Raw genomic sequence first — 20,521 nt, 5'->3', positions numbered from 1 at the left:
CTTCCCGAACTCAGAAGTGAAACCTCTTAGCGCTGATGGTAGTGTGGGGTTACCCATGTGAGAGTAAGTCATCGCCAGCTCATTATTCGAAAACACCCCCTGATATCTCAGGGGGTGTTTTTTTATGTGCGGAGAAAAGATATAGTCTGAAATCATTCATAGAATAATTATAAACTCTTGATGTACAGAAAATTTTATCCGAACTACTTACTGTTAAATTTAGTCTTATCGCTGATTCTGATCGGTGTGGTCATGCATCCACAGCATTTGTTATTTAATTATTGGGTTGCAGGTTTGCATTGGTTTATAGGTATTGTGCTGATGCATATTTTTGATTATTCGATTGCCTATTTTTAAGCAGTTTTATATCAATCGAAATAAATTAAAATGTGGTAATTCAAACATCAAAATATAATCAGGCAGAACATAAAGCTGCGCGTGTGATGTCAGCATTGGTGGTCTTTGTAGTGGTTTGTTTGGTTTTATATGGATTGAATCTGACTCAATTTTATATCGAATATGCTTTTATCGCAGGGTTTTCTTCAGGGAATATGAGTGGTTACTATACTCCCTGAGACATTTATAGACTAAGCTTGATTGAGCTGTCGTCTTGCATGCTTTAATGCTGTTCTTAACCCTTCTTCTAACGTTGGATGATAGAAAGGCTTATCCAAAATTTCATGTATGCTTAGTTCTTCTGAAATCATCCAAGCTAGTAAATGTGCTAAATGTTCAGCTTCTGCACAGAATAGCTCAGCTCCTAATAGTGTATGGTTAATTGTATCCACATATACTTCGGCAGCCCCTTTATTTTTAGCAGCAACAATCGCACGACCTTGTTTTTCGTAAGAAACGAAACCAATGACGAATTCTGTGTTTTTATCTTGTAGTTGCTTATAGCTTTGACCAATAGTTGCCATTTGTGGTGTAGAAAATAAGATGCCTAAAGGGGTTAGCGTCTTGATGGATTTAATTTGTGGAAAGTTTAAACAGTTTTGTACTGTAAATTTACCTTCATGAGCTGCTTCGTGTTGGATAGGGGTATTGGTATGTGCATCACCGACTATAAAAATTGGATAATCAGCTAGTTGCTTTGTATCCGGATTGATCGGTAAATTTTTAATATCTTTAAATTCTGCACTTATACGTTCTAAACCTAAGGTATTTAATAATGTACGTCTGCCAGTTGCAGCTAAAACATAGTCAACTTGTAGCGACTTTTGTACGTTTTCTTCAGTATAGGTTAAATGAACTAGATCGCCTTCAAGAGAGTAATGTTCAGGTAAAATTTCAAACTTTAGCTTTAATTCTTTACTTAACTCTTCCTGTGCGAGCTTTTGTAATATGGGGCTAGTCAATGAGCCAATTTTTCGACTACGTGCAAAAACAGTGGTGTTTACATTAAGCCGTGTTAAAGCCTGAGCCAATTCTAAAGCGATCACGCCACTTCCAATAACTGCGACAGATTTTGGTAGTTGTTCTAACTCAAATATTTGATCTGATGTAATTAATTTATCGCCTAATATTTGTTTTTGTTCAGCATCTATAGCAGGAGTTGTACCTACAGCAAGGATAAATGACTTGGCTTTAAATGTTTGGTTGTTTACTTGAATGGTATTTGAATCAATAAATTCAGCTTTACCTGAAATTTTATGTTGGCTTGGCCAACTTTCAACATCTTTTAACGTGGCTCTTGTAAAACGATCACGTAAGGTTTGAACATGTTGCATGACGCTAGAGGTATCAATTTCACTTTTGACATCTAGTCCTAAATTATCTGCATGTCTTATTTCGTACATACGGTTGGCAGTAGAGATAAGTATTTTACTTGGCATACAACCAACGCGTGCACAGGTAGTATCCCAAGGCCCATCATTAATGATAAGAAGATTTTGTGTTTTTTTAATTGCTTCTTTATAGGCTGAAATGCCTGCTGTTCCTGAACCGATAATGATGATGTCGTACATTTGGATATGCTTCATTTCATGAGTTTAGATCTAATATATAAAAAAACCCTCAGTATAGAGGGTTTAATTGCATTTTTTTACACTTAAAATTTAATACCAGAAGGTAATGTTAAACTTGTACTTACAGTTCCTGCATTATTAGTAGATGAACCTTTGAATGTTATTCCATTAATAGCATGTTCAAAACTAAGACTACCACTTGTAGCTTGTTTAAATTTCAAAATATTCGTCCCTGTTAATTTAATGCTTCCAGTAAATGTCTGGCTATTTAAACTAGAGGCTTCATTCTCAACTCGAGTCCCATCGATTGTTGTGATGCTAGGTAAAATTAGTTCTTGTTCACCTGAAGCTTTCACACGATAACTTGCTGAACTTGTGGTACCTGGTGTTGAGTTTAATACGAATGAAATTGGTTCTGCAAAAGGAATATTTGGGTTATCGTTAATTAATACATTAAATCCTGATCCAGATTGAATATTGTATAAATCTCCATCGAGAGAAGAGAGATCTTTGTAAATACTGATAGCACCTGTTGTTACTTCACGTTCAATATCATCACCAGTTTCTGGATCCGTAACTACTGCTGTTGTTGTAATTTTATAGTCGCTTGTATTGCCATTTATTAAAACAAACCTTTTTTGTTGAGTTTGTTGTATTCCCCAAGACTGTTGAAATGGATAAGCAAATGCACCAGTAATTGTTACATCATGGAAATTTTTATCTCCATTTTCATTTTCAAATACGTAAATGCGAGTATTGGATTCATATTCTTCTAAGTTTGGTGTCACTTCATCATGTTGTAATTTGATGTTTTTTAGATCATTAGCTGTAATATCGAAATCCCAGTTGTCATAACCCGGTAAGATATTTTTAATATCTTCGCCAATAAAAACATAACATGCTCTATAGTCAGTTTTACTTAAATAGAAACATTTATCTCTGTAGTGATAAGTATTTTTATATGAGTTTAAGTTTATTTTTCTAATATCTAAACTTAATTGTAATGGGCCTTGTGCAAATGTATCCATTGAATGATCAATATAGCCTTTTGCTGTTGATGCATCGTTAGGATCATAATTACCGAATAAATATTGCCCTTCACGTTTTAAAATTTCTAACTGTGCTTTTGCTGTTTCAGCTGGGGTTGTTGTACCACCATTGTTATTGTTTTGATTAGAAGAATCTGTTCCTTCGTTATTAAAATATCCATCACTACCGCCACCACCACAAGCAGTAAGTATCGTTGCTAAAGTAAGTACAAGTGTCCCTTGAACGAATTTCATGAAGTACCCCAAAATAGTTATTTATGTATAGAAAAAGTTATATTGCGTAAAGATACCACACATAAAAAATGGCGCAAATAGCGCCATCTTTATATTCGTCATTTTATAGTGCAGTCCCGACACTTACACCAACGGTTGGACGTACATTCATAGAATTACACCCTGTTAGCAACAACGTTGTAAATAAAACTACAAACACGAATTTAGTCATTGAGCAAACCTTGAGCCTTAGCTTGATTGAAAAGAGATGTCGAACGAGAGCCACTACGACAAATCATCAAAATGGGTTTAGGAAGCTCATTATAATATTTGGCAAATTCTTTCACGTCTGTTTGAGAAATTTTACCGCTTTGCACAGGTTGATACACAACACTCACATGAGACTTTTCCGCAATGCCTCGTAACTGTAAAACAGTCACTTCATTGCCCGCCTCATTATCTGGTCGATTCACAATTACAGATTTAAATTTAAGTTGTTTGAGTAAACTTGAAAACTTATCTGTGGTCATTTGTCCAGAGACACTTAAATTTGCATTTAAGGGCTGACTGTTATTGTCTGCAAATGTAGGTGCTGAAAAAATGCACGTTGCGATCAATAAAGCTTTTTGAATGAAAGCCTTAGTCATCCAAAAGATCCATCTGTTTTGCTAGTTGATATAGATTATTTGAACGGTTACCTGTACGGCAGAACATGAGAACTGGCTTTGGCAATTCATTAAAATGATTAGCAAAGTTACGGACATCTAGCTCAGAAATTTGACCCGCAACAACCGGTTGATGAACATAATCTAAACCAGCGGTACGAGCTGCTTCTTCAATTTGAGCACTGGTTGGTTGCTCAGGACCACCTTCCATGTCAGGGCGGTTATTGATAATCGATTTAAAGCCTTTTTCAACCACTTGCGCTACATGTTCTGGGCCGATTTGACCTGCAAAACCAACATTTTCGCTCATTGAGTCACTCCATAATTTAATTCATAGATTTATGCTTTATGATAGCATTAAGCACAAACTTGAGCAGAATGTTCTTAAATTTTTATAAGCGATTACAACCATAAAATAACGCAATGGAGCGCGTATGCACGCCTATACAGTCGAACCACTGTATGTCAAAAGCGGACAAGATGTTATAGCTGCTGACTTTTATCGTCCAAAATCTGTTGAAAAACCTGCAGTCATTCTGATGGCGCATGGTTTGGCCGCATTACGCCAATTTAAATTAGTGCAATATGCCAAGCGCTTTGTACAAGCGGGCTATGCTGTCGTATTGTTTGATTATCGCTATTGGGGTGGTAGCACGGGGCGTCCGAGAGAATTAGTGAACCTTAAAGCTCAACTTGAAGATTGGCGGACCATGATCGATCATTTACAGCAGCGTAAATCGATTGATTCAAGGCGCATTGTATTATGGGGAACATCGCTGAGTGGTGGCTATGTACTCAGTTTGGCGGCAGAGCTTAAAAATATTAAAGCGGTAATGGTACAAGTACCATTTGTCGACGGCGCTGAAAGTGCAAAATTGTATCCCCTACAGCAATTACCCAAAGCGTTAAAATTATCGAGTCAGGACTATATGGGGTCTAAAGTTGGGATGAGTCCAACGACTTTGCCTGTAGTCGATCCACATCGATTGTGTTTTTTACAGTCTGAAGATAGTTATGCGGGCTATTTATCGATTGTAAATCCTGATTTTTATTGGAGTGGCGAAATTCCGGCTCGGGCCTTTTTTAAGTTAATCCGTTATCGCCCAATATTGGATGTCCGTAAAATTAGCATACCAGTACTTTTTATTGCGGCAAAAGAAGATAGTTTGATTCCCATCGAATCAAGCCGAGAAACTGTGACCAATATTGCACCGTATGTGCAATATTATGAGTGGGAAATGCAACATTTTGATATTTATCATGGGCAATGGTTTGAAAAAGCCATGGCAACCCAATTAGAATTTTTACATCAACATGTTGGAGTCAGCTAAATGATCGTTGTGTGTCCTGAATGTGGTGCAAAAAACCGTGTACCTGAAGAAAAACTCGAAGTTGGACCTGCATGTGGTCAATGTCATCAAGCATTGATTCCATTGGCGCCCATCGAGTTGAATGAAAAGAACTTTGCCAACTTTATTAGCAATAGTGATTTACCTGTGCTGATTGATTTATGGGCTGAATGGTGTGGACCATGTAAGATGATGGCGCCACACTTTGCACAAGTTGCAAAATCAAATCCGAAGGTGGTTTTTGCCAAAATTGATACCGAAGCAAACCCTCGATTGAGCGGTGCATTTAATGTTCGTAGTATTCCTACACTGGTTTTGATGAATAAAACCAACGAAATTGCTAGAATAAGTGGTGCAATGCGTGCTGGTGAGTTACAACAATGGCTCAACCAGCAGTTAAATCTACCTCAATAAATGTCAGCGCCAGGAGCTAAAGTGTCAGAAACTCATGTAAAACCTGAAGGAACGCTTTCCCTACAAACCATCGCGATGCCTGCAGACACCAACTGGAGTGGTGATGTTTTCGGTGGTTGGATCGTGTCACAAATGGACTTGGCCGGTGCAATTCACGCAGAGCGTTTCAGTCAAGGACGCTGTGCAACGATTTCAATTAACCAAATGACCTTCCTTGTTCCAGTGAAAGTCGGGGATGTCATCAGTGTATATACCAAAATTTTAAAAGTGGGTAATACCTCTATCCAAATGCAGATTGAAGTTTGGGATAGTCACGACAGTTCACGTGATCCAATTCGTGTAACCGAAGGTGTATTTACATTTGTCGCTGTGGATGTGAAAGGTGCTAAGCGTCAAATTCCTGCGGATGCAAAAGCTAAATTTGCTGCAGATCAAGCTTAATTAAAGTTAGACGCAATAAAAAAGCCGCTCAATCGAGTGGCTTTTTTATGAATAGTGACGGAGAAATTAGAACATCGAGTTTGAGTTGGCACTGGTTTCAGGAATGCTCTGTTGCACATCCCAATGTTCGACGATCTTGCCATTTTCAACACGGAAGATATCAATAATGGCTTCTCCACGGTCTTGATTATTCTGCGTAGAGTGCACATGTAAATAGACCAAATCACCTTCGGCAGCGGCACGTTTAATCTGGTTTTTTGCTTCAGGATTTTGTTTAAAATACTGGGTGAAATAATCGACAAATGGCGCCTTACCATCAGGTACATGCGGATTATGTTGAATATATTGATTGCCAATATATCGGTCAGCATATGTCTTAACCTGATGTTTAAGAAAGACACCTTCATAAAAATCGATGACGATTTTCTTATTTTCCGCCGCTTGGCTGGTTTGAATATTGCTATCAGCCGCTTGATTTGGAGTCGTTGGCGTAGCAGGAATTGTGCTTTGGCAAGCAGTTAAAAACACCACCATGCTGATGAGTGAAAGGGGAATGATTTTTTTCATAAAGTGCTCAATATATTTGTGTCGTGCAAGCATATTGAGCGGAATTAGGGCGTATAAATAGTAAAAAACAGTCTTGATTTTGCTGAAATTTGGTAAAACTTATACTTACTTAAAAGTAAGTTTTATTTACATTTATTTATTTTTCAGAGCGGATTTTTCCACCCAAGCCCAAAGCATTTCACATTGAATCGGTGCTTCACCAGATTCATCGGTGACTAAGACCTGTACTAAGGTTTCACCTTTTTCTGTGCTTTGCATTTGTCGTTGCTGTTCGGGTGTAAGCGTTGCGATGGCTTTCATCCCACCTTGGGTTGGACGTTTAAAATCAACTTTGAAGCTTTTAATCAGGACAATGGCACTGTCTGGGACGTTCATTGCTGTGACAAAGCCTGTGGCTGTTTCGGCGATCAGCGCCATGGCACAGGCATGTACTTGCCCGATATGGTTTTGCATCGCCTTATGATTAGCGATGCTCACCTCAACACGCTCAGGGCTGACATGTTGATAACGAATTTTAGCAGTACCGACCATAGGCACGACGCGACCAAATGCTTGACTGAGCAAACGACTCTGAAGACCTTTCGGTAATTTAGATGATGCGTTTACGATTTTATGTAGGCGGTTTGGTCGTGTCATGTCGTCCTCTATGGCAAATGTAATGCCTTAGTCTTTAAAGTTATTAAATTGAAGCGGCACACCAAACTGTTGCTCTTTTAAGAACGCCATCACTTGTTGCAAAGTGTCACGTTTCTTGTCAGTCACACGAATTTTGTCGCCTTGAATAGAAGATTGCACTTTAATGCCGCTTTCTTTAATGGCTTTATTGATTTTTTTTGCAGTATCAGAGTCAAGACCGTCTTTTAGTTTGATCACTTGAATGACGTTTTTACCAGAAGCCGTCATTTTTTGTGGATCGAGTGCTTGAATGTCAACTTTACGTTTGAAGAAATGATTTTCGAGCATGGTATACACTTGCTCACATTGGAAATCGCTTTCTGTTGAGATTTTGATTTCCTTATTTTTCTCATTTAACTCAATTGAAACGTCTTGACCACGGAAGTCAAAACGCGTCGCTATTTCTTTTTGCGTGTTTTGAACTGCATGATTTACTTCAAAAACTTCTAATTCGGAAACAATATCAAAAGAAGGCATAGATTAGACCTTTACAAAGGGAAAGAATATCTGAGATGCTAGGGATGTTTTCTTCATTTGCCAAGTGTTGTTTACATCAAAAGGAGTGTGCAATGATCCGTAAACAAGAAATTACAACATTTGAGTTCCCAGAAGACTCGATTATCTGGGATGTTCGCGATGCAAGTGCTTATGCTGAAGCACATCTGAAAGGTGCGGTTAACCGACCGATCAACGCATTGTCATCAGATGCACTGACTCAGGTGTCAACGGATCAACCCATTTACATTTTATGTGGTGGCGGAAGTAAAGCTCCACGTGCAGCAGAGTTACTAGAGGGTTTTGACAGCTCACGTGAATATGTAATCTTAATGGGCGGCACGCGTGCTGCTCGTGATGCCGGTCTTCCTTTGGAACAAGGGAAATGAGATCGAATCAAAAAAAGCGCCGAAAGGCGCTTTTTTATTGCAGGTTATTTTTTTGAGGTGGAGATGACGGCATCTGACCCTGAAAATAAGGCTTCTTAGTTTTTTGTTTGGCTTTGGCGCGTCGTATAAAACGTGCTGCATGAATTTTATCGAGTAGCTGTGTTGGAATAGGGCAGGCTTCTTTTAAGACCAGCGCGGCAATGATTTCACTACAGAGCGGGGCATACAGGAAACCTTTAGAACCGAGTCCACTACAGCTATAAATTTGCTGATCTTCATGGACTGCACCAATTACTGGGAAAAAGTCTTTTGTCTGTGCGCGAATTGCGGCACGTCCTTGCCATTGCTCAATCGGTGCTAAGGTTTTGGCAAAGTCGGGGAATACACTGTGGATAAGTTCATAGTTATGCACATGATCTTCTGTGAGAACGTCGGTGTCATCACGGCCGGGATAAAATGACGCGCCCATAATCATCTGTTCGGCATCCAGTTGCATACAATAGCCCCCATAACTATAGGCGGTATGCATATCCATTTGTTGAGCTGGATTGTTCAACCAACTGACTTGTCCACGAATGGCACGCAGTTCTGGATAATCTGTTTGTAGCTGCATACTGTCACGTGCCGCACAGAGAATGACATGCTCGGCAGATGGAAGCTGCTGATCCTGTGTAAATAGCGCAACGCCATTTTGTTGTTGCTCAATGCGTTGAATATCTGCTTGTAACAATTCAATGTGTGGATGTGCCAAGATTTGGTCACCAAGCTGATGTGGACTGACTGCGCCTGCTTGTTTGAGGAGCAGGGTTGGATATGTTGAGGCTAATTGATTTAGCGTGCCTTCTTCAGCAGCTAATACCTCTGAAGGATAAGCTTGAGCTAAATCTAGGTGTTCTGCTTTATTTTTTGAAATAGATTGGTGAATCTGTAAGGGACGAAATGCCTTGAAGTTTTGATAATGCTTGAGTGCATATAACCAGCTCAAGGTCATCAAATGTTCAGCACTTTGTTCAATTGGACAGAGTTTAGGGTTGAGTAAGGCAAGAGGATTACCCGACCCACCGCTGAGTGGTGCTGATTTCTCGTAAATACGCACTTGATGCCCGCGTTGAGCAAATGCCCAAGCACAGCTTAAACCTGCGATGCCAGCGCCAATAATCGCGATTTGACGGGGCTTATGACCTACAGTGATTTCAGGATTTTTTTTTTCGTCTAAAGTGGGACAGTCAGCAGCATTGGATTGATTATCTAACTTTTCAGGTGCGAGCCAAAAGGCTTTGAGCATTTCACGCTTATGAGCAAAGCCACGAGGTCGTGTAATGGTAATACCATGCTCACGTAAGCCGCGTTTCAGTACACCTGCCACACTAAATGAGGAGAAGGTAGTCCCAATGTCTGATAGACGCACGATATTTTTGAGTACGTTTTCTTCCCACATGTCAGGATTACAGGCGGGTGCAAAACCGTCCAAGAACCATGCATTGACTGTAGCAGTTTTTGCCATGACGGGAAAAACGTCGTGTGCATCGCCTAACCAAAGATCAATGGAAAAACGTTCTTCTGGAAAATTGAGTCGATGACATCCCGCAATAGGTTCAGGATATTGCGCAATCAGTTGCTGTGCCAAAGGTTGTAATTCAGGCCATGCATTTAATGCACGAATGAGGTCTACTTTAGATAAAGGGAATTTTTCTACAGAAATAGCATGCAGATGACTGTGATTATCTGGACGAACCTGTTGCCATAATTGCCACAAGGCCAAAATATTTAAGCCTGTACCAAAACCTGTTTCGCCGACACTGAAATATTCAAAATCAGTCAGTGCCGCAAGGCGAGTGTCGAGGTCATTCCCTTTTAAAAACACATGACGTGTTTCGAGTAGGCCGTTATCCTTCGAAAAATACACATCACCAAACTGTTTAGACACTGGAATATCAATGCCATCGATCATTTGCCAATCGAGATCGGCAGTCTGAATTGCACCTGACAAAACTCAAGCAACCTTTAAATTGAAGTAGAAAAACGAATTACCATTGACGACGACGTTTGGTATAGACGTAACTGGCCAATAAGAAACCTAAAATCACGCCAACACCAAGAGTGGTCCCACCATATAAAAACATCTGCGCGCTACGTTCACTTTGCAGCACTTGTACTTGTACGCCCAAGCTATCATTTTTAAGTTGTAATTCTTGGTTTTGCGCCAAGGCTTCAAGGTTAGCTTTTTCTAACTGTTGTAAGCGTACAGATTGGTCTTTGACCATCGCTTTGACTTTGGCATCTTGCAGCGCTTTATTTTTTGCCAATTGCTCAATGGTCAATGGATTTGCATCTTGAGGTTGACCATTAGGATTGACGGTTGCCGCCACTTTAATGATGCCCGGTTTATTGGCAGGAATGGTATGCGGCACAGGATTGGGAGGAGGTGTTGCAGTCGTTGCTTGAGCAGCAGGGGCTACAGCAGGTGCAGGAGCCGATTCTTCAGCCCATGCAGTTGAACAAATTAAAGATAAGCCCAGTAAACTAGAAACAACGACGCGCATGAACCTTATCCTTTAGGAAATGCTTTGTTAAATGGTTTGACATCAATTTGGCCATAAACCCCTTCTTTGAGGAAAGGTTCATCTGCCAACCATTGGTCTAAGTCTTCACGACTATCAAAATCGACAATGATCGTACTGCCATAAAAACCAGCTTGTGGGTTTGCCGGATCTTTAGGCATCGCACCTGCAACAATCAGACGACCTTCATCATCAAGTTTTTGTAGACGTTCAAGATGTTGAGGACGAACCGCAAGGCGCTTTTCTACTGTACCTTCATTATCTGTACAGCTTACGACGAATAATGGCATGACTTTTCCTGATTTTTGACCGAATGGATTATTCTGAGGTCTTAAAGTATTTACGTAATACAATAAACTGAATAATGATAAAGGAAAACATCACGATCATGTCACCAAAAGCAGTGAATTCACCCCAATATTTTCCGTCTGCAAACAAATAAGCGAAAAAGGTGTGTAAACATGACATCACCACGAACATTGCAGCCCATGCATAGTTCAATCGTTTCCAACCGACAGCGGTTAAATTTAAGACTGGACCAAATAAACGTTCGATGAGTGGTTTCTTATCTTTACTAAACAGTGGAGAAAGTAAAAACGCCCCAGCAAACACTAAGTTCAGTAAAACGGCTTTTAACCGAATATAAAAATCATCGCTTAGCATCAGGGTAATACCACCAAAAATCACGGTCATGAACAACACAATCCATTGTTGTTTATCTAGACGGAATTTTTGCATCACAAACAATGCACCATAAACCACAAGCATGGAAATGATGAGACCTGATGTTGCCACAAGAATGTTATTGTTATCGACACCCCCAGCAGAACCAATCAATTGTAATAATGGGTGCTGCGTATCTTTTGGATCTACAGTTTTATATAAATAAAAGAAAATAATGAGTGGCACAAAGTCTAAAAGTGCTTTCATGTTAGAGTATCTAAATCTGATCAAATAAATGACATAGTATAGAGATGCAAGGCGTAGATTTACATACACACAGTAATATTTCTGATGGTACTTTGTCACCAGAGGCTTTGGTGCAGGCCGCAAGTGCTATTGGAATTCATACGCTGGCTTTGACTGATCACGATACGATGGACGGATTGTTGGCAGCAGAGCAAGTCGCTCATGAATTAAAGCTACAATTAATCTCTGGCGTGGAGATTTCCAGCCAGTGGTCGAGACCTGCGACCAAAAAAAGTTATGGTGTGCATATCGTCGCTTTAAATATGCAAAATCCTGCGCCCATACAAGCCTTATTGATGGATCAAAAGCGTATTCGAGCGGAACGTGCTCGGCAGATTTGTGACTTACTGATACCGTTAATTGGTCAAGATATTTATAGCGATGTGGTTGCCAAAGTCGACCATATTCCAGATCGGGTAACACGTACCCATATTGCCAAAACTTTGGTGGAAAAGGGTGTGGTTGCGCGTCCACAACAAGCTTTTGATAAATATATTAAAGAAGGCAAAAAAGCCTTTGTAAAATTTGAAGGTCCGAGTCTTGCTGAAACCATTGAGGTGATTCATGCCAGTGGTGGCTTTGCGGTGTTGGCGCATCCAACGCGTTATGATTTATCTGCGACCAATATTCGTTATTTGATTGAAATCTTTGCTGAAGCGGGCGGTGATGCAGTGGAATTACCACCGGCAATTGAGCCATTATCGACTCGTCAAATGGTGGATCGTATGATTGCTGCCTTTAACTTGAAAGTTTCTGTTGGCAGTGATTTTCATGGTGACAATATGCCATGGATTAAACTTGGCAACATCCCTCGAGTGAAAGAGGGGCAAGTTGGAATTTGGGAGAGCTTTGCTTAAAGTCGTTCTCTAAGATTTTCCTTACTTAGAGATGTTAGGCACATAAAAGTAATTTTGAATTTTTAAAAATCATTTTGAGTCGATTCGACGGAGTCTTGCATCTAGAGATTGAATATAGGGATTAGCCTTCGGCTGGAGGTACGCTTACGACACATTGTTTCTCGTTCGATAAAGTGAGAAGCGTGCTTCGTAAGGAAACCATCTTGCAGAGCAGTGCTCCTCACCGCAAAACTCGATCATTACCGTTAAATTATTCACAGTACTGCAAAAACATTTTTGATTAGAAGTCGTCCTGACTCAAACACTTGCGGATGACCTTGCCGCGTATCGTTCTTTTATTTAAATCAAATTACGCTTCTGATCTTGCTGCGTAACATCAATTGCTTACATATCTTCGATGTACAAAAAAGTGTACGCAAGGCTATGTAAGCGAGGGTTTAGACCCATTGATCAATTACAGTAAATTATGATCTTTGGCTTGAATCGGTGGTGGGGTGGGTTTTCCTAAAGTCCCAAGTAATTCAATTTCAATAGTACGCACCATCGAGTCCAAAGGTAAGTCATTACTCTGTGTGCCGAAGGGCTCTTCAATCTCTGAACTTAGTGCATCTAAGCCTAAAAAGGTATAGGCCAAAATCCCCACCAAAAGGGGGGTCGCAAGACCTAAAGTAGAACCCAAGCTAAAGGGTAAGACAAAACAGAAAAAATAAACGGTTCGATTCAGCAAGACCGAATAAGCAAATGGTAATGGCGTGGTGGCAATACGGTCACAGCCGGTTTGTACGGTGCTGAGTTCCATCACATGCTGATTCATCTGGGTATAAATAATGTCTGAAATCTCACCATCTTTGAGCGCTTGCATTAGCTCCCATTGAATCAAACTCAACGTGTACTGCGGTGCATTGGCCTGTTGGTATAACTGGGTGATGGCATTCGCACTCATGCCGCTGGTTTCAACCAGTTCAGTGGGATTGGCGGTTTGATGGCGGAGTCGGTCACGTAAAACGTTGGCAAAGACGATCACATGTTGAATCACACGTTCACGACGACCTTGACTGAGTAAACGGCAGTCACGGTCAAAATGTCGCGCGTTGGCAATCAAAATGCCCCATAAACGCCGAGCTTCCCACCAACGGTCATAGCAGGCTGAGTTTTTAAAGCCTAAAAAAATCGACAGCACGACACCAATTAGGGTAAAGCCGACCAAAGGAAATTCGGTAAAATGGAAGATATCGACATAGGATAAGCCGCCCACAATGGCAGACAGCAACATAACGATCCCAAGCGGCGGTAAAACCTTAGGTAAAATCGTTCCTCGCCAAGAAAATAGCAGTTTAAAAATACTCGGTTGGTCACGGACGATCATGTTCGAATGATAATTTCTAGTTTTAAAAAATTATGATGATCTTCGGGTTTGCTCAAGCGCTTGTCAATAACTGTTTGATGCAGATGAGTGTGCTTGGAGCAAGCCATGTTCAGCAAAGGAAAAACTCCCTTCTGTTGAGATAATGCAATGATCGATCAGTCGAATTTCTACCAGCTGACAAGCCTGCTGAATGAGTCGAGTCAATTCCAGATCGGCAGCAGAGGGTTCTGCACGACCGAAAGGATGATTATGTGCAATGACAATACTGCTGGCGTGTTCAGAAATGGCATAGCGCAGCAGTTGATTGATGGAAATTTCACAGGTATTGAGGCTGCCATAAAAAAGTTTTTTAAAGTTTATTTTTCTTAAATGCGCATCTAGACAGAGCACGCCAAAAACTTCTTGACGTTCCGCTAAAAATTCAAAGCGAAGAAAATTTTGTAATTGTTCAGAGTGTTGCAAGTGCAAGGCTTCATTTTGAAAATGTTGACTCACATAGCGTTTACCGAGTTCTTTTACCGCCATGAGCTGCGCATATTTACTGTTTCCGATGCCATGAAACTGGCGCAAATCCTCAAGTGACGCATTCATTAGCGCTTGCAACTGACCAAAATGTTGGATCAGGACTCGTGCGAGTTCGACAGCAGAGTGCTGCTGGGAACCAGAGCGTAGGAAAATAGCCAGTAGCTCAGCATCGGATAAACTTTGTGCGCCTTGTTGAATCAGGCGCTCACGTGGGCGCTCTTGTTCAGGCCAATTTTTAATTGAATTATTCATTATTCTTAGACTTTTTTATTATCAGTCAATCGGCTTTTTCACAGCAGATTGTTGGGTCAGTGCATATTTAATGCTATTGTGAGCGCCACTGCAACAGATAGGTAGCCTGTTCGTGAGCTTTGATTTAAGTGTAATGCCCACAAAAAATATTCTTTTAGGTGTCACTGGTGGTATCGCAGCCTATAAAAGTGCCATTCTTGTCCGTCGATTAAAAGATGCCGGATTTGATGTGCGCGTGGTGATGACTCAAGGTGCGCAAGCCTTTGTGACCCCGCTAACGTTTCAGGCGCTTTCAGGCAATCCTGTGCATACCGAATTACTCAATCCCGAAGCAGAAGCGGGCATGGGACATATTGAATTGGCACGTTGGGCTGATTTGGTATTGGTTGCTCCTGCAAGTTGCGACACGCTGGCAAAATTTGCGGCGGGTTTAGCAGATGATCTTCTTTCGACACTTTATCTTGCGACAAAAGCGCCGGTCTGGGTTGCCCCAGCAATGAATCAGCAAATGTGGGCAGCCAAAGCGACACAGCGTAATTTAAATACACTGGTTGAAGATGGCGTACATGTGATCATGCCCGATGCCGGTTCTCAAGCATGTGGAGATGTGGGCTTAGGACGTATGCCTGAGCCAGAAGATTTGGCAGATCAAGTGGCGGCCTATTTTCATCAAGCACAGCGAGCCATTGCTGAAAAATTTGGCATGCTTGCAGGCAAACATGTGGCGATTACAGCGGGTCCAACACGTGAGTCGATAGATCCTGTACGTTATATTTCTAACCACAGCACAGGTAAAATGGGGTTCGCACTGGCAGCGGCTTGTTATGCGGCTGGTGCTAAAGTAACGCTGATCGCAGGACCCGTAAGTTTAGATACACCAAATGGTGTACGACGGATTAATGTGCAGTCTGCAATTAAAATGTTAGAGACCAGTCTGCAAATGTTAGATGAAGGCTGTGATATTTTTATCGCAACAGCAGCTGTTGCCGATTATCGCGTGGCAGAAGTTGCAGAGCATAAAATCAAAAAAGCTGGTGATGAACTCAATGTGGCATTAATTAAAAACCCAGATATCGTTGCAACGATTGCGCAGCAGTCAAAACGTCCATTTATGGTGGGATTTGCTGCCGAGACACGCAATGTCGAGGAGTATGCCGCAGGCAAACTTGTGGCGAAAAAACTCGATATGATCGCGTGCAATGATGTCTCACGTAAAGATATTGGTTTTGCTTCTGATGAAAACGCCATGACCGTGTTCTTCGCAGATCAATATCAAATGGAAAAGCGTGATTTAGAGAAAGCGTCAAAACAAGAAATTGCACAGCAATTGGTGGAAGCTATACATGATGCGCTACATCATGAGCCTGAAACGGACGATGAATAATTTCAGTTGATTCCTCAAAATCCCCGCACTGTTCGGGGTTTTTTTATGGCGCTTTTATGATGTTTTGTTTAAGGCTCTATATTGGATAAATTACGATGGGTTCAGTTTCATGTTGAAAATTTGAAGGCTAGGAAACCACTACCAAAATGGTCATTTTCAACAAAAATATGTCAGCAAAAGACCAAGGCTGTCAGTGTTTTAAAACATCAAAAATGCAATTTAAGTGATTGATATCAAAATTAAATATAAAATTGAGAAATCTTGATAATTTGGCTTGTACTGTGTGTTTTATTGGCTATTATGAAGCAAACAATGAGGAATGTTTGGATCATAATCTGTGATCGGCCTGACTTTTTCATCAAGAATAAATGCATCATGGGGGATGCAATATGTTTCGATGGCTCACCATTTTTTTACTGTTGAGTTTGACTGGTTGTAGCTATTTTGTCTCGACAGATGAATTATCTCGGCAGATTGAGCAGCAGATGCAGCACGAGTTTGATCAGAATCCAGATTATCGGCAGTACCATTTACGGATTCAAAATATAAAAGTATTAGAGCGTAAGGGATTAAGCTTTAAGGCTCAGGCGACGTTGCAATACGATGGTCAGCCTTACACTGTTTTGGTTGAGATTTACAAAGATTTGCAAGGCTATGCATGGAAAATAGATGAAGAACAATTTGCCTTCATTGACGAAGCTGAAATTGCAAAATATCAGGCGCAGTTAGATCAAGAGTTGAATCATTTGGTTGAAGAATTGGAACAACCAACCGAGGAAATTGAACCTGTTACATCGACGCCTGAGAGTTACGTGGGTTTGCGTGAGGAAGAAGATCCATCCGATTATCAATGGACTGGCTATGATGATGAACCTTTTCCCAAAGGGAACATTACGGTCAATAGTCATTGAGCAATGATGTGACTGTTTAGATGATTTAGCTGAGTTGTGACGATGTTGCTAAACACGTACTTTGTGAGGCATGAAAATAAAAAAGCCCGCAAAATAGTGGGCTTTTACTTTTAGAAGATTAATCTTCTAAAACGACTTTAGGATGATCACGTAAATAGTCTTCTGTACGTTGCATTGCATCCTTAATATTTTGGATGGCATTTTCCACATCGGCAAAGGTTTTGGCATTGCCACCACTTAAAGCCTGACGCCATTTTCGAGCACCCGGTAGGTTTTGGAATAAACCTAAAATATGACGGGTAATGATAGAAAGTGGCGCACCTTCTTCCATGCGTTTCGCAATATATGGCAGCATCTGATCGATAATATCGAAACGGTTAGGTAATTCGAGATCCCAAAGCTGACCGATCTCAGCCAATAAGTAGGGGTTGTGATAAGCCTCACGACCAATCATCACGCCATCAACATGTTGTAAATGTTGCTGTGTTTCAGCAAAGGTTTTCACCCCGCCATTAATTTCGATCAATAAATTTGGACGTTCTTGTTTCAGACGATAAACATCTTCATAACGTAAAGGTGGCACATCACGGTTTTCTTTTGGCGACAAACCTTGCAACAGGGCAATACGAGCATGCACGATAAAATTGTTACAGCCAGTCTTTGCAACCGTATCAACAAAATGCAGCATTTCTTCATAAGACTGCATGTCATCAATCCCGATGCGGTGTTTCACGGTCACTGGAATATCAACAGCATTTCGCATTTCAGTAATACATTCTGCAACCAAATCAGGCTCTGCCATCAAGCATGCGCCAATTTTATTGTTCTGAACGCGGTCACTCGGACAGCCGACATTGAGGTTCACTTCATCATAGCCCCAGTCCTGTGCCATCTTGGTACAAGTTGCTAAATCTTTAGGATTTGAACCGCCAAGCTGTAACACAATCGGGTGTTCTTCGTTGTTATAGTCCAAATGACGATTCGCACCACCAAATAAAATCGCACCTGTGGTGACCATCTCGGTGTAGAGAATCACATTAGGGTTAAACAAACGTGCAAAGAAACGATAGTCACGAGTCGTCCAATCCATCATTGGCGCAACACTAATTCGTGGTTGAAGTTTATTTTCAATGGGTTGGAGATCAGTCATTAAAAAAACACGCCTTAAAAGAATAAGATGGAAGAACGAAATGGAAAATGGTGAAGAAATACCAAAAGCAGTCCGAAATACGATGAAAAAAACCGCATTTCAAGACGCGCGCAATATTAGCATAAATTGTGGTTTGGGGCATGGTCTTGCTAGCGTGTCATATTCAAGGTCAGGCCAGAAAGAGTCGGAAGTGTGGCTTAAGTAATTTAAATTTTTATGTGATTAATCTATAATTTTATAAACTTTATAGTATGGTTTCTCAGCAGATTTAACTGCCTGCCTTTATGTCTTTATTTTCCCAATATCTATTGCAACGCCAGTTTTGTATCTCGTTTGAATATCTAACGACGCAAAAAACGCATTTGGTCCCAACGACATTTGCAGGCTTTGCTGTGTGCATGACATTGGCTGACCGAGTACAAAGTGACACGGATATTGCTCCTTTAGAAGCAATGCAAGACTACCCTCAAAGCATTGAAAAAATTCTGCATTATTCGGGTAAAGGTCGAGATATCTCAGATTTTCAAACTTTTCTGAAAGATGCTCAGCAGCACGGGGTAGAGAATTTACTTTTGCTCAGTGGTGATAAACTCAAGCAGCATCAGGATGGGGCAAATGATCCGACTCTACGGAGCCGTTATTTAGAGTCGGTCAATCAAGTCATGGCAGCCAAAGACTATGGCGGGTTTTATTTAGGGGTAGCATTTAATCCTTTTAAATATGCAGAAGCAGAAAAGGATGCGCAGTATTTTAAACTGAATAAAAAAATTCAAGCTGGCGCTGACTATGTGATTACACAGTTGGGCTTTGACATGGATGTGTTGAGCAGTTACCAACGCTATATGCAGCAATATTATCCACGTATACCTGTATTGGCTTGTGTCATGCCGCTGACATTTGCCCGTGCCCGTTTTATGGCCAAGCAAAAAGTTGCAGGCATCGTGCTTTCAGCAGATGTATTAAATTTTTTGCAACAAGAACAGCAAACTGATGTCATACAAGCTGAACAAAATGTCTATGACCGCTGTGCCTTACAAATTTTAATGTGTCAGCAATTGGGCTATGCAGGGGTTCATTTGTCGGCTTGCCATAAAGCAGAAGAACAAGAGAAGTTGCAAAAAGCAATTCTGCAATTTGCCACATTAACGTTTGAACAATGTTTAGCAAAATGGAAAATGCTTTGGCGCTCTAGTGTTGAGGTGAACTTCCAACCGACGGGAGTAAATAACCATAAGGCTCCAGTTGAACAGGTTTTGAAATATAAAAGTATGCATGTCATGCATGAGTTATTTTTTAGTTCAAAACTGGCCAAAGGGGCGGGATCTTATATTTTTTCGGCCAAATTATGGCAAAAACCGAAAGCTGATGCGGCCTTGCTGAAAACAGAATTTATCAGTAAACATGGCATCGTGGGCTGTGAAAGTTGCGGACAATGTCGTTTAGGTGAAACCTTGTATATTTGCCCAGAAACCTGCCCCAAAGGATTAGCCAATGGACCCTGTGGTGGCTCCAACCTTGACCGCTGTGAGTTTGAAGACCGTAAATGTATACACTCGGTCAAAGCGCGGTTGGCGAAAGCCGTCGGTCAAGAAAAAATGCTGAAGCAAGAGCTCATCCCTACCGTTGCAATTGAAACTCGGCACAGTAGTTCTTGGAAAAACTGGTTCGTTCCACCGACATCGCCACCAACAGAACATTAATTCACTTAAAGCATTATTCAGTCTTAAACTTTATAAATGTGAATCTTTCAGGCGCTAATCATTCTAAAAATCAGACGAATAGTCGTATAAAAAAATGAAAAAGATGAAATAAACAATTAAGATCAACAGCAGATGAAAATCAAAAATTAAAAATAGAAATGTGAAGAATTTGGGGAATACCACATGATGAAAAAGACCTGCTTAGGAATAGCTTTAGTTTTCACATTGTCAGGCACAACAGGCTGTTCTGTTGTTATGGCAAGCAAGCAGCCAAACAAGAAAAATACCGAAATGATTCAACAAGGGCTGTCTCGTAACTTGGTGATTGCTGAATTTGGCGCACCGATCACCTCTGAATATAAAAATGGCAAACGCTATGAAATTTATACTTTTACCCAAGGTTATTCGACTGCCAGTAAAGTCGGACGTGCGTTTTGGCATGGTGCAGCAGATGTGGCGACCGTGGGGTTATGGGAACTTTTAGGAACACCTGCCGAATCCGTTTTTAATGGAAAGAAAATGTCTTATGAATTGATTTTTGATGAAAATGATCTGTTAGAACGTTATACCTATCTCACACAAGATGAAACCAAATAGTTGAATACAGAGATATTTTGATTGC

At 40.7% G+C, this 20,521-nt stretch carries 24 protein-coding genes; 10 read left to right on the top strand and 14 right to left on the bottom strand.

The genetic code is table 11. The features are described 5' to 3' along the window. The first annotated feature begins 180 nt into the window (after positions 1 to 180). Positions 181 to 357 carry a hypothetical protein gene (locus tag FTV50_RS16740; protein WP_257223001.1) on the top strand — a complete coding sequence of 59 codons (177 nt, stop codon included), beginning with the start codon at positions 181 to 183 and terminating at the stop codon, positions 355 to 357. Between the two features lie 230 nt (positions 358 to 587). Here FTV50_RS16740 and FTV50_RS12355 read toward each other — a convergent pair whose 3' ends face one another. The 4 genes from FTV50_RS12355 to FTV50_RS12340 all read right to left on the bottom strand — a co-directional run bounded on the left by FTV50_RS12355 (position 588) and on the right by FTV50_RS12340 (position 4,204). Next, positions 588 to 1,967, bottom strand: a complete 1,380-nt coding sequence (locus FTV50_RS12355; RefSeq protein WP_180024587.1) for a dihydrolipoyl dehydrogenase — start codon at positions 1,965 to 1,967, stop codon at positions 588 to 590. 83 nt (positions 1,968 to 2,050) lie between these two features. Further along, positions 2,051 to 3,250: a hypothetical protein gene (locus tag FTV50_RS12350; RefSeq protein ID WP_180024586.1), complete on the bottom strand. Its 1,200-nt coding sequence runs from the start codon at positions 3,248 to 3,250 to the stop codon at positions 2,051 to 2,053. 203 nt (positions 3,251 to 3,453) lie between these two features. Then, a complete protein-coding gene (locus tag FTV50_RS12345; RefSeq protein WP_180024585.1) occupies positions 3,454 to 3,876 on the bottom strand; it encodes a beta-lactamase hydrolase domain-containing protein in 423 nt (140 codons plus the stop codon). Continuing rightward, on the bottom strand, positions 3,869 to 4,204 hold the full coding sequence (locus FTV50_RS12340) for a TIGR01244 family sulfur transferase (RefSeq protein ID WP_111885430.1): 336 nt from the start codon (positions 4,202 to 4,204) through the stop codon (positions 3,869 to 3,871). The genes FTV50_RS12345 and FTV50_RS12340 overlap by 8 nt, the downstream gene beginning before the upstream one ends. A gap of 124 nt (positions 4,205 to 4,328) precedes the next feature. On the opposite strand from FTV50_RS12340, the gene FTV50_RS12335 reads away from it, so the two are divergent. Genes FTV50_RS12335 through FTV50_RS12325 form a run of 3 tightly spaced genes read left to right on the top strand, consistent with a single transcriptional unit; the run spans position 4,329 to position 6,098 of the window. Next, the gene (locus tag FTV50_RS12335) at positions 4,329 to 5,225 is read left to right on the top strand and encodes an alpha/beta hydrolase (RefSeq protein WP_180024584.1); all 897 of its coding nucleotides are present in this window, start codon (positions 4,329 to 4,331) and stop codon (positions 5,223 to 5,225) included. Further along, entirely contained in the window at positions 5,226 to 5,657 is a 432-nt protein-coding gene (gene trxC / locus FTV50_RS12330; RefSeq protein WP_078191319.1) for a thioredoxin TrxC, read from the top strand. Positions 5,658 to 5,678: 21 nt separating this feature from the next. Continuing rightward, positions 5,679 to 6,098 (top strand): acyl-CoA thioesterase, encoded by a 420-nt coding sequence (locus tag FTV50_RS12325; RefSeq protein WP_078191328.1) that lies wholly within the window; start codon positions 5,679 to 5,681, stop codon positions 6,096 to 6,098. A 66-nt stretch (positions 6,099 to 6,164) separates the two neighbouring features. Here FTV50_RS12325 and FTV50_RS12320 read toward each other — a convergent pair whose 3' ends face one another. From FTV50_RS12320 to FTV50_RS12310, 3 genes are all read right to left on the bottom strand, one after another. Next, a complete protein-coding gene (locus FTV50_RS12320) occupies positions 6,165 to 6,665 on the bottom strand; it encodes an ester cyclase (protein WP_180024583.1) in 501 nt (166 codons plus the stop codon). 132 nt (positions 6,666 to 6,797) lie between these two features. Further along, entirely contained in the window at positions 6,798 to 7,301 is a 504-nt protein-coding gene (locus FTV50_RS12315; RefSeq protein ID WP_180024582.1) for a DUF4442 domain-containing protein, read from the bottom strand. A gap of 27 nt (positions 7,302 to 7,328) precedes the next feature. Continuing rightward, positions 7,329 to 7,817, bottom strand: a complete 489-nt coding sequence (locus tag FTV50_RS12310) for a YajQ family cyclic di-GMP-binding protein (protein ID WP_078194203.1) — start codon at positions 7,815 to 7,817, stop codon at positions 7,329 to 7,331. Between the two features lie 92 nt (positions 7,818 to 7,909). On the opposite strand from FTV50_RS12310, the gene FTV50_RS12305 reads away from it, so the two are divergent. Beyond that, positions 7,910 to 8,224: a rhodanese-like domain-containing protein gene (locus tag FTV50_RS12305; protein WP_180024581.1), complete on the top strand. Its 315-nt coding sequence runs from the start codon at positions 7,910 to 7,912 to the stop codon at positions 8,222 to 8,224. Positions 8,225 to 8,258: 34 nt separating this feature from the next. On the opposite strand, the gene mnmC is transcribed toward FTV50_RS12305, so the two are convergent. Genes mnmC through FTV50_RS12285 form a run of 4 tightly spaced genes read right to left on the bottom strand, consistent with a single transcriptional unit; the run spans position 8,259 to position 11,715 of the window. After that, positions 8,259 to 10,214 carry an FAD-dependent 5-carboxymethylaminomethyl-2-thiouridine(34) oxidoreductase MnmC gene (mnmC, locus tag FTV50_RS12300; RefSeq protein WP_180024580.1) on the bottom strand — a complete coding sequence of 652 codons (1,956 nt, stop codon included), beginning with the start codon at positions 10,212 to 10,214 and terminating at the stop codon, positions 8,259 to 8,261. 37 nt (positions 10,215 to 10,251) lie between these two features. Next, entirely contained in the window at positions 10,252 to 10,767 is a 516-nt protein-coding gene (locus FTV50_RS12295) for a hypothetical protein (protein ID WP_180024579.1), read from the bottom strand. A 5-nt stretch (positions 10,768 to 10,772) separates the two neighbouring features. Then, the gene (locus FTV50_RS12290; protein WP_111885436.1) at positions 10,773 to 11,075 is read right to left on the bottom strand and encodes a YciI family protein; all 303 of its coding nucleotides are present in this window, start codon (positions 11,073 to 11,075) and stop codon (positions 10,773 to 10,775) included. 28 nt (positions 11,076 to 11,103) lie between these two features. Further along, a complete protein-coding gene (locus FTV50_RS12285; protein WP_078191311.1) occupies positions 11,104 to 11,715 on the bottom strand; it encodes an inner membrane-spanning protein YciB in 612 nt (203 codons plus the stop codon). A gap of 44 nt (positions 11,716 to 11,759) precedes the next feature. Between FTV50_RS12285 and FTV50_RS12280 the strand changes: the two genes are divergently transcribed. After that, positions 11,760 to 12,611, top strand: a complete 852-nt coding sequence (locus FTV50_RS12280) for a PHP domain-containing protein (protein ID WP_180024578.1) — start codon at positions 11,760 to 11,762, stop codon at positions 12,609 to 12,611. Between the two features lie 454 nt (positions 12,612 to 13,065). Here the strand turns inward: FTV50_RS12280 and FTV50_RS12275 are convergent, their stop codons facing one another. Together FTV50_RS12275 and radC are read right to left on the bottom strand one after the other, a co-directional pair. Continuing rightward, positions 13,066 to 13,977 (bottom strand): bestrophin family protein, encoded by a 912-nt coding sequence (locus FTV50_RS12275; protein WP_078191309.1) that lies wholly within the window; start codon positions 13,975 to 13,977, stop codon positions 13,066 to 13,068. Between the two features lie 63 nt (positions 13,978 to 14,040). After that, positions 14,041 to 14,754, bottom strand: a complete 714-nt coding sequence (gene radC / locus FTV50_RS12270; protein ID WP_180024577.1) for a DNA repair protein RadC — start codon at positions 14,752 to 14,754, stop codon at positions 14,041 to 14,043. Positions 14,755 to 14,866: 112 nt separating this feature from the next. On the opposite strand from radC, the gene coaBC reads away from it, so the two are divergent. Both coaBC and FTV50_RS12260 read left to right on the top strand, forming a co-directional pair. After that, entirely contained in the window at positions 14,867 to 16,138 is a 1,272-nt protein-coding gene (coaBC, locus tag FTV50_RS12265) for a bifunctional phosphopantothenoylcysteine decarboxylase/phosphopantothenate--cysteine ligase CoaBC (protein WP_180024576.1), read from the top strand. A 389-nt stretch (positions 16,139 to 16,527) separates the two neighbouring features. Then, positions 16,528 to 17,049, top strand: coding sequence for a hypothetical protein (locus FTV50_RS12260; RefSeq protein ID WP_180024575.1), 522 nt, complete (start codon positions 16,528 to 16,530; stop codon positions 17,047 to 17,049). Positions 17,050 to 17,167: 118 nt separating this feature from the next. Here FTV50_RS12260 and dusA read toward each other — a convergent pair whose 3' ends face one another. Further along, complete coding sequence (gene dusA / locus FTV50_RS12255) at positions 17,168 to 18,199, bottom strand: tRNA dihydrouridine(20/20a) synthase DusA (RefSeq protein WP_180024574.1); 1,032 nt, start codon at positions 18,197 to 18,199, stop codon at positions 17,168 to 17,170. A 284-nt stretch (positions 18,200 to 18,483) separates the two neighbouring features. On the opposite strand from dusA, the gene FTV50_RS12250 reads away from it, so the two are divergent. Both FTV50_RS12250 and FTV50_RS12245 read left to right on the top strand, forming a co-directional pair. Further along, entirely contained in the window at positions 18,484 to 19,899 is a 1,416-nt protein-coding gene (locus FTV50_RS12250; protein ID WP_180024573.1) for a methylenetetrahydrofolate reductase C-terminal domain-containing protein, read from the top strand. 186 nt (positions 19,900 to 20,085) lie between these two features. Continuing rightward, positions 20,086 to 20,496: a hypothetical protein gene (locus FTV50_RS12245; protein ID WP_180009025.1), complete on the top strand. Its 411-nt coding sequence runs from the start codon at positions 20,086 to 20,088 to the stop codon at positions 20,494 to 20,496. Positions 20,497 to 20,521: the final 25 nt, after the last annotated feature.

The sequence above is a fragment of the Acinetobacter sp. YH1901134 genome (assembly GCF_013416965.1).
Classification (GTDB): Bacteria; Pseudomonadota; Gammaproteobacteria; order Pseudomonadales; family Moraxellaceae; genus Acinetobacter; species Acinetobacter amyesii.
This window is presented reverse-complemented; position numbering and strand designations above follow the sequence as displayed.

Bases quoted from the DNA above. Each gene is read 5' to 3' on its own strand.
- FTV50_RS16740 (WP_257223001.1), top strand. From the start codon at position 181: ATGTACAGAAAATTTTATCCGAACTACTTACTGTTAAATTTAGTCTTA.
- FTV50_RS12355 (WP_180024587.1), bottom strand. From the start codon at position 1,967: ATGTACGACATCATCATTATCGGTTCAGGAACAGCAGGCATTTCAGCC.
- FTV50_RS12350 (WP_180024586.1), bottom strand. From the start codon at position 3,250: ATGAAATTCGTTCAAGGGACACTTGTACTTACTTTAGCAACGATACTT.
- FTV50_RS12345 (WP_180024585.1), bottom strand. From the start codon at position 3,876: ATGACTAAGGCTTTCATTCAAAAAGCTTTATTGATCGCAACGTGCATT.
- FTV50_RS12340 (WP_111885430.1), bottom strand. From the start codon at position 4,204: ATGAGCGAAAATGTTGGTTTTGCAGGTCAAATCGGCCCAGAACATGTA.
- FTV50_RS12335 (WP_180024584.1), top strand. From the start codon at position 4,329: ATGCACGCCTATACAGTCGAACCACTGTATGTCAAAAGCGGACAAGAT.
- trxC (WP_078191319.1), top strand. From the start codon at position 5,226: ATGATCGTTGTGTGTCCTGAATGTGGTGCAAAAAACCGTGTACCTGAA.
- FTV50_RS12320 (WP_180024583.1), bottom strand. From the start codon at position 6,665: ATGAAAAAAATCATTCCCCTTTCACTCATCAGCATGGTGGTGTTTTTA.
- FTV50_RS12315 (WP_180024582.1), bottom strand. From the start codon at position 7,301: ATGACACGACCAAACCGCCTACATAAAATCGTAAACGCATCATCTAAA.
- FTV50_RS12310 (WP_078194203.1), bottom strand. From the start codon at position 7,817: ATGCCTTCTTTTGATATTGTTTCCGAATTAGAAGTTTTTGAAGTAAAT.
- FTV50_RS12305 (WP_180024581.1), top strand. From the start codon at position 7,910: ATGATCCGTAAACAAGAAATTACAACATTTGAGTTCCCAGAAGACTCG.
- FTV50_RS12295 (WP_180024579.1), bottom strand. From the start codon at position 10,767: ATGCGCGTCGTTGTTTCTAGTTTACTGGGCTTATCTTTAATTTGTTCA.
- FTV50_RS12290 (WP_111885436.1), bottom strand. From the start codon at position 11,075: ATGCCATTATTCGTCGTAAGCTGTACAGATAATGAAGGTACAGTAGAA.
- FTV50_RS12285 (WP_078191311.1), bottom strand. From the start codon at position 11,715: ATGAAAGCACTTTTAGACTTTGTGCCACTCATTATTTTCTTTTATTTA.
- FTV50_RS12280 (WP_180024578.1), top strand. From the start codon at position 11,760: ATGCAAGGCGTAGATTTACATACACACAGTAATATTTCTGATGGTACT.
- FTV50_RS12275 (WP_078191309.1), bottom strand. From the start codon at position 13,977: ATGATCGTCCGTGACCAACCGAGTATTTTTAAACTGCTATTTTCTTGG.
- radC (WP_180024577.1), bottom strand. From the start codon at position 14,754: ATGAATAATTCAATTAAAAATTGGCCTGAACAAGAGCGCCCACGTGAG.
- FTV50_RS12260 (WP_180024575.1), top strand. From the start codon at position 16,528: ATGTTTCGATGGCTCACCATTTTTTTACTGTTGAGTTTGACTGGTTGT.
- dusA (WP_180024574.1), bottom strand. From the start codon at position 18,199: ATGACTGATCTCCAACCCATTGAAAATAAACTTCAACCACGAATTAGT.
- FTV50_RS12250 (WP_180024573.1), top strand. From the start codon at position 18,484: ATGTCTTTATTTTCCCAATATCTATTGCAACGCCAGTTTTGTATCTCG.
- FTV50_RS12245 (WP_180009025.1), top strand. From the start codon at position 20,086: ATGAAAAAGACCTGCTTAGGAATAGCTTTAGTTTTCACATTGTCAGGC.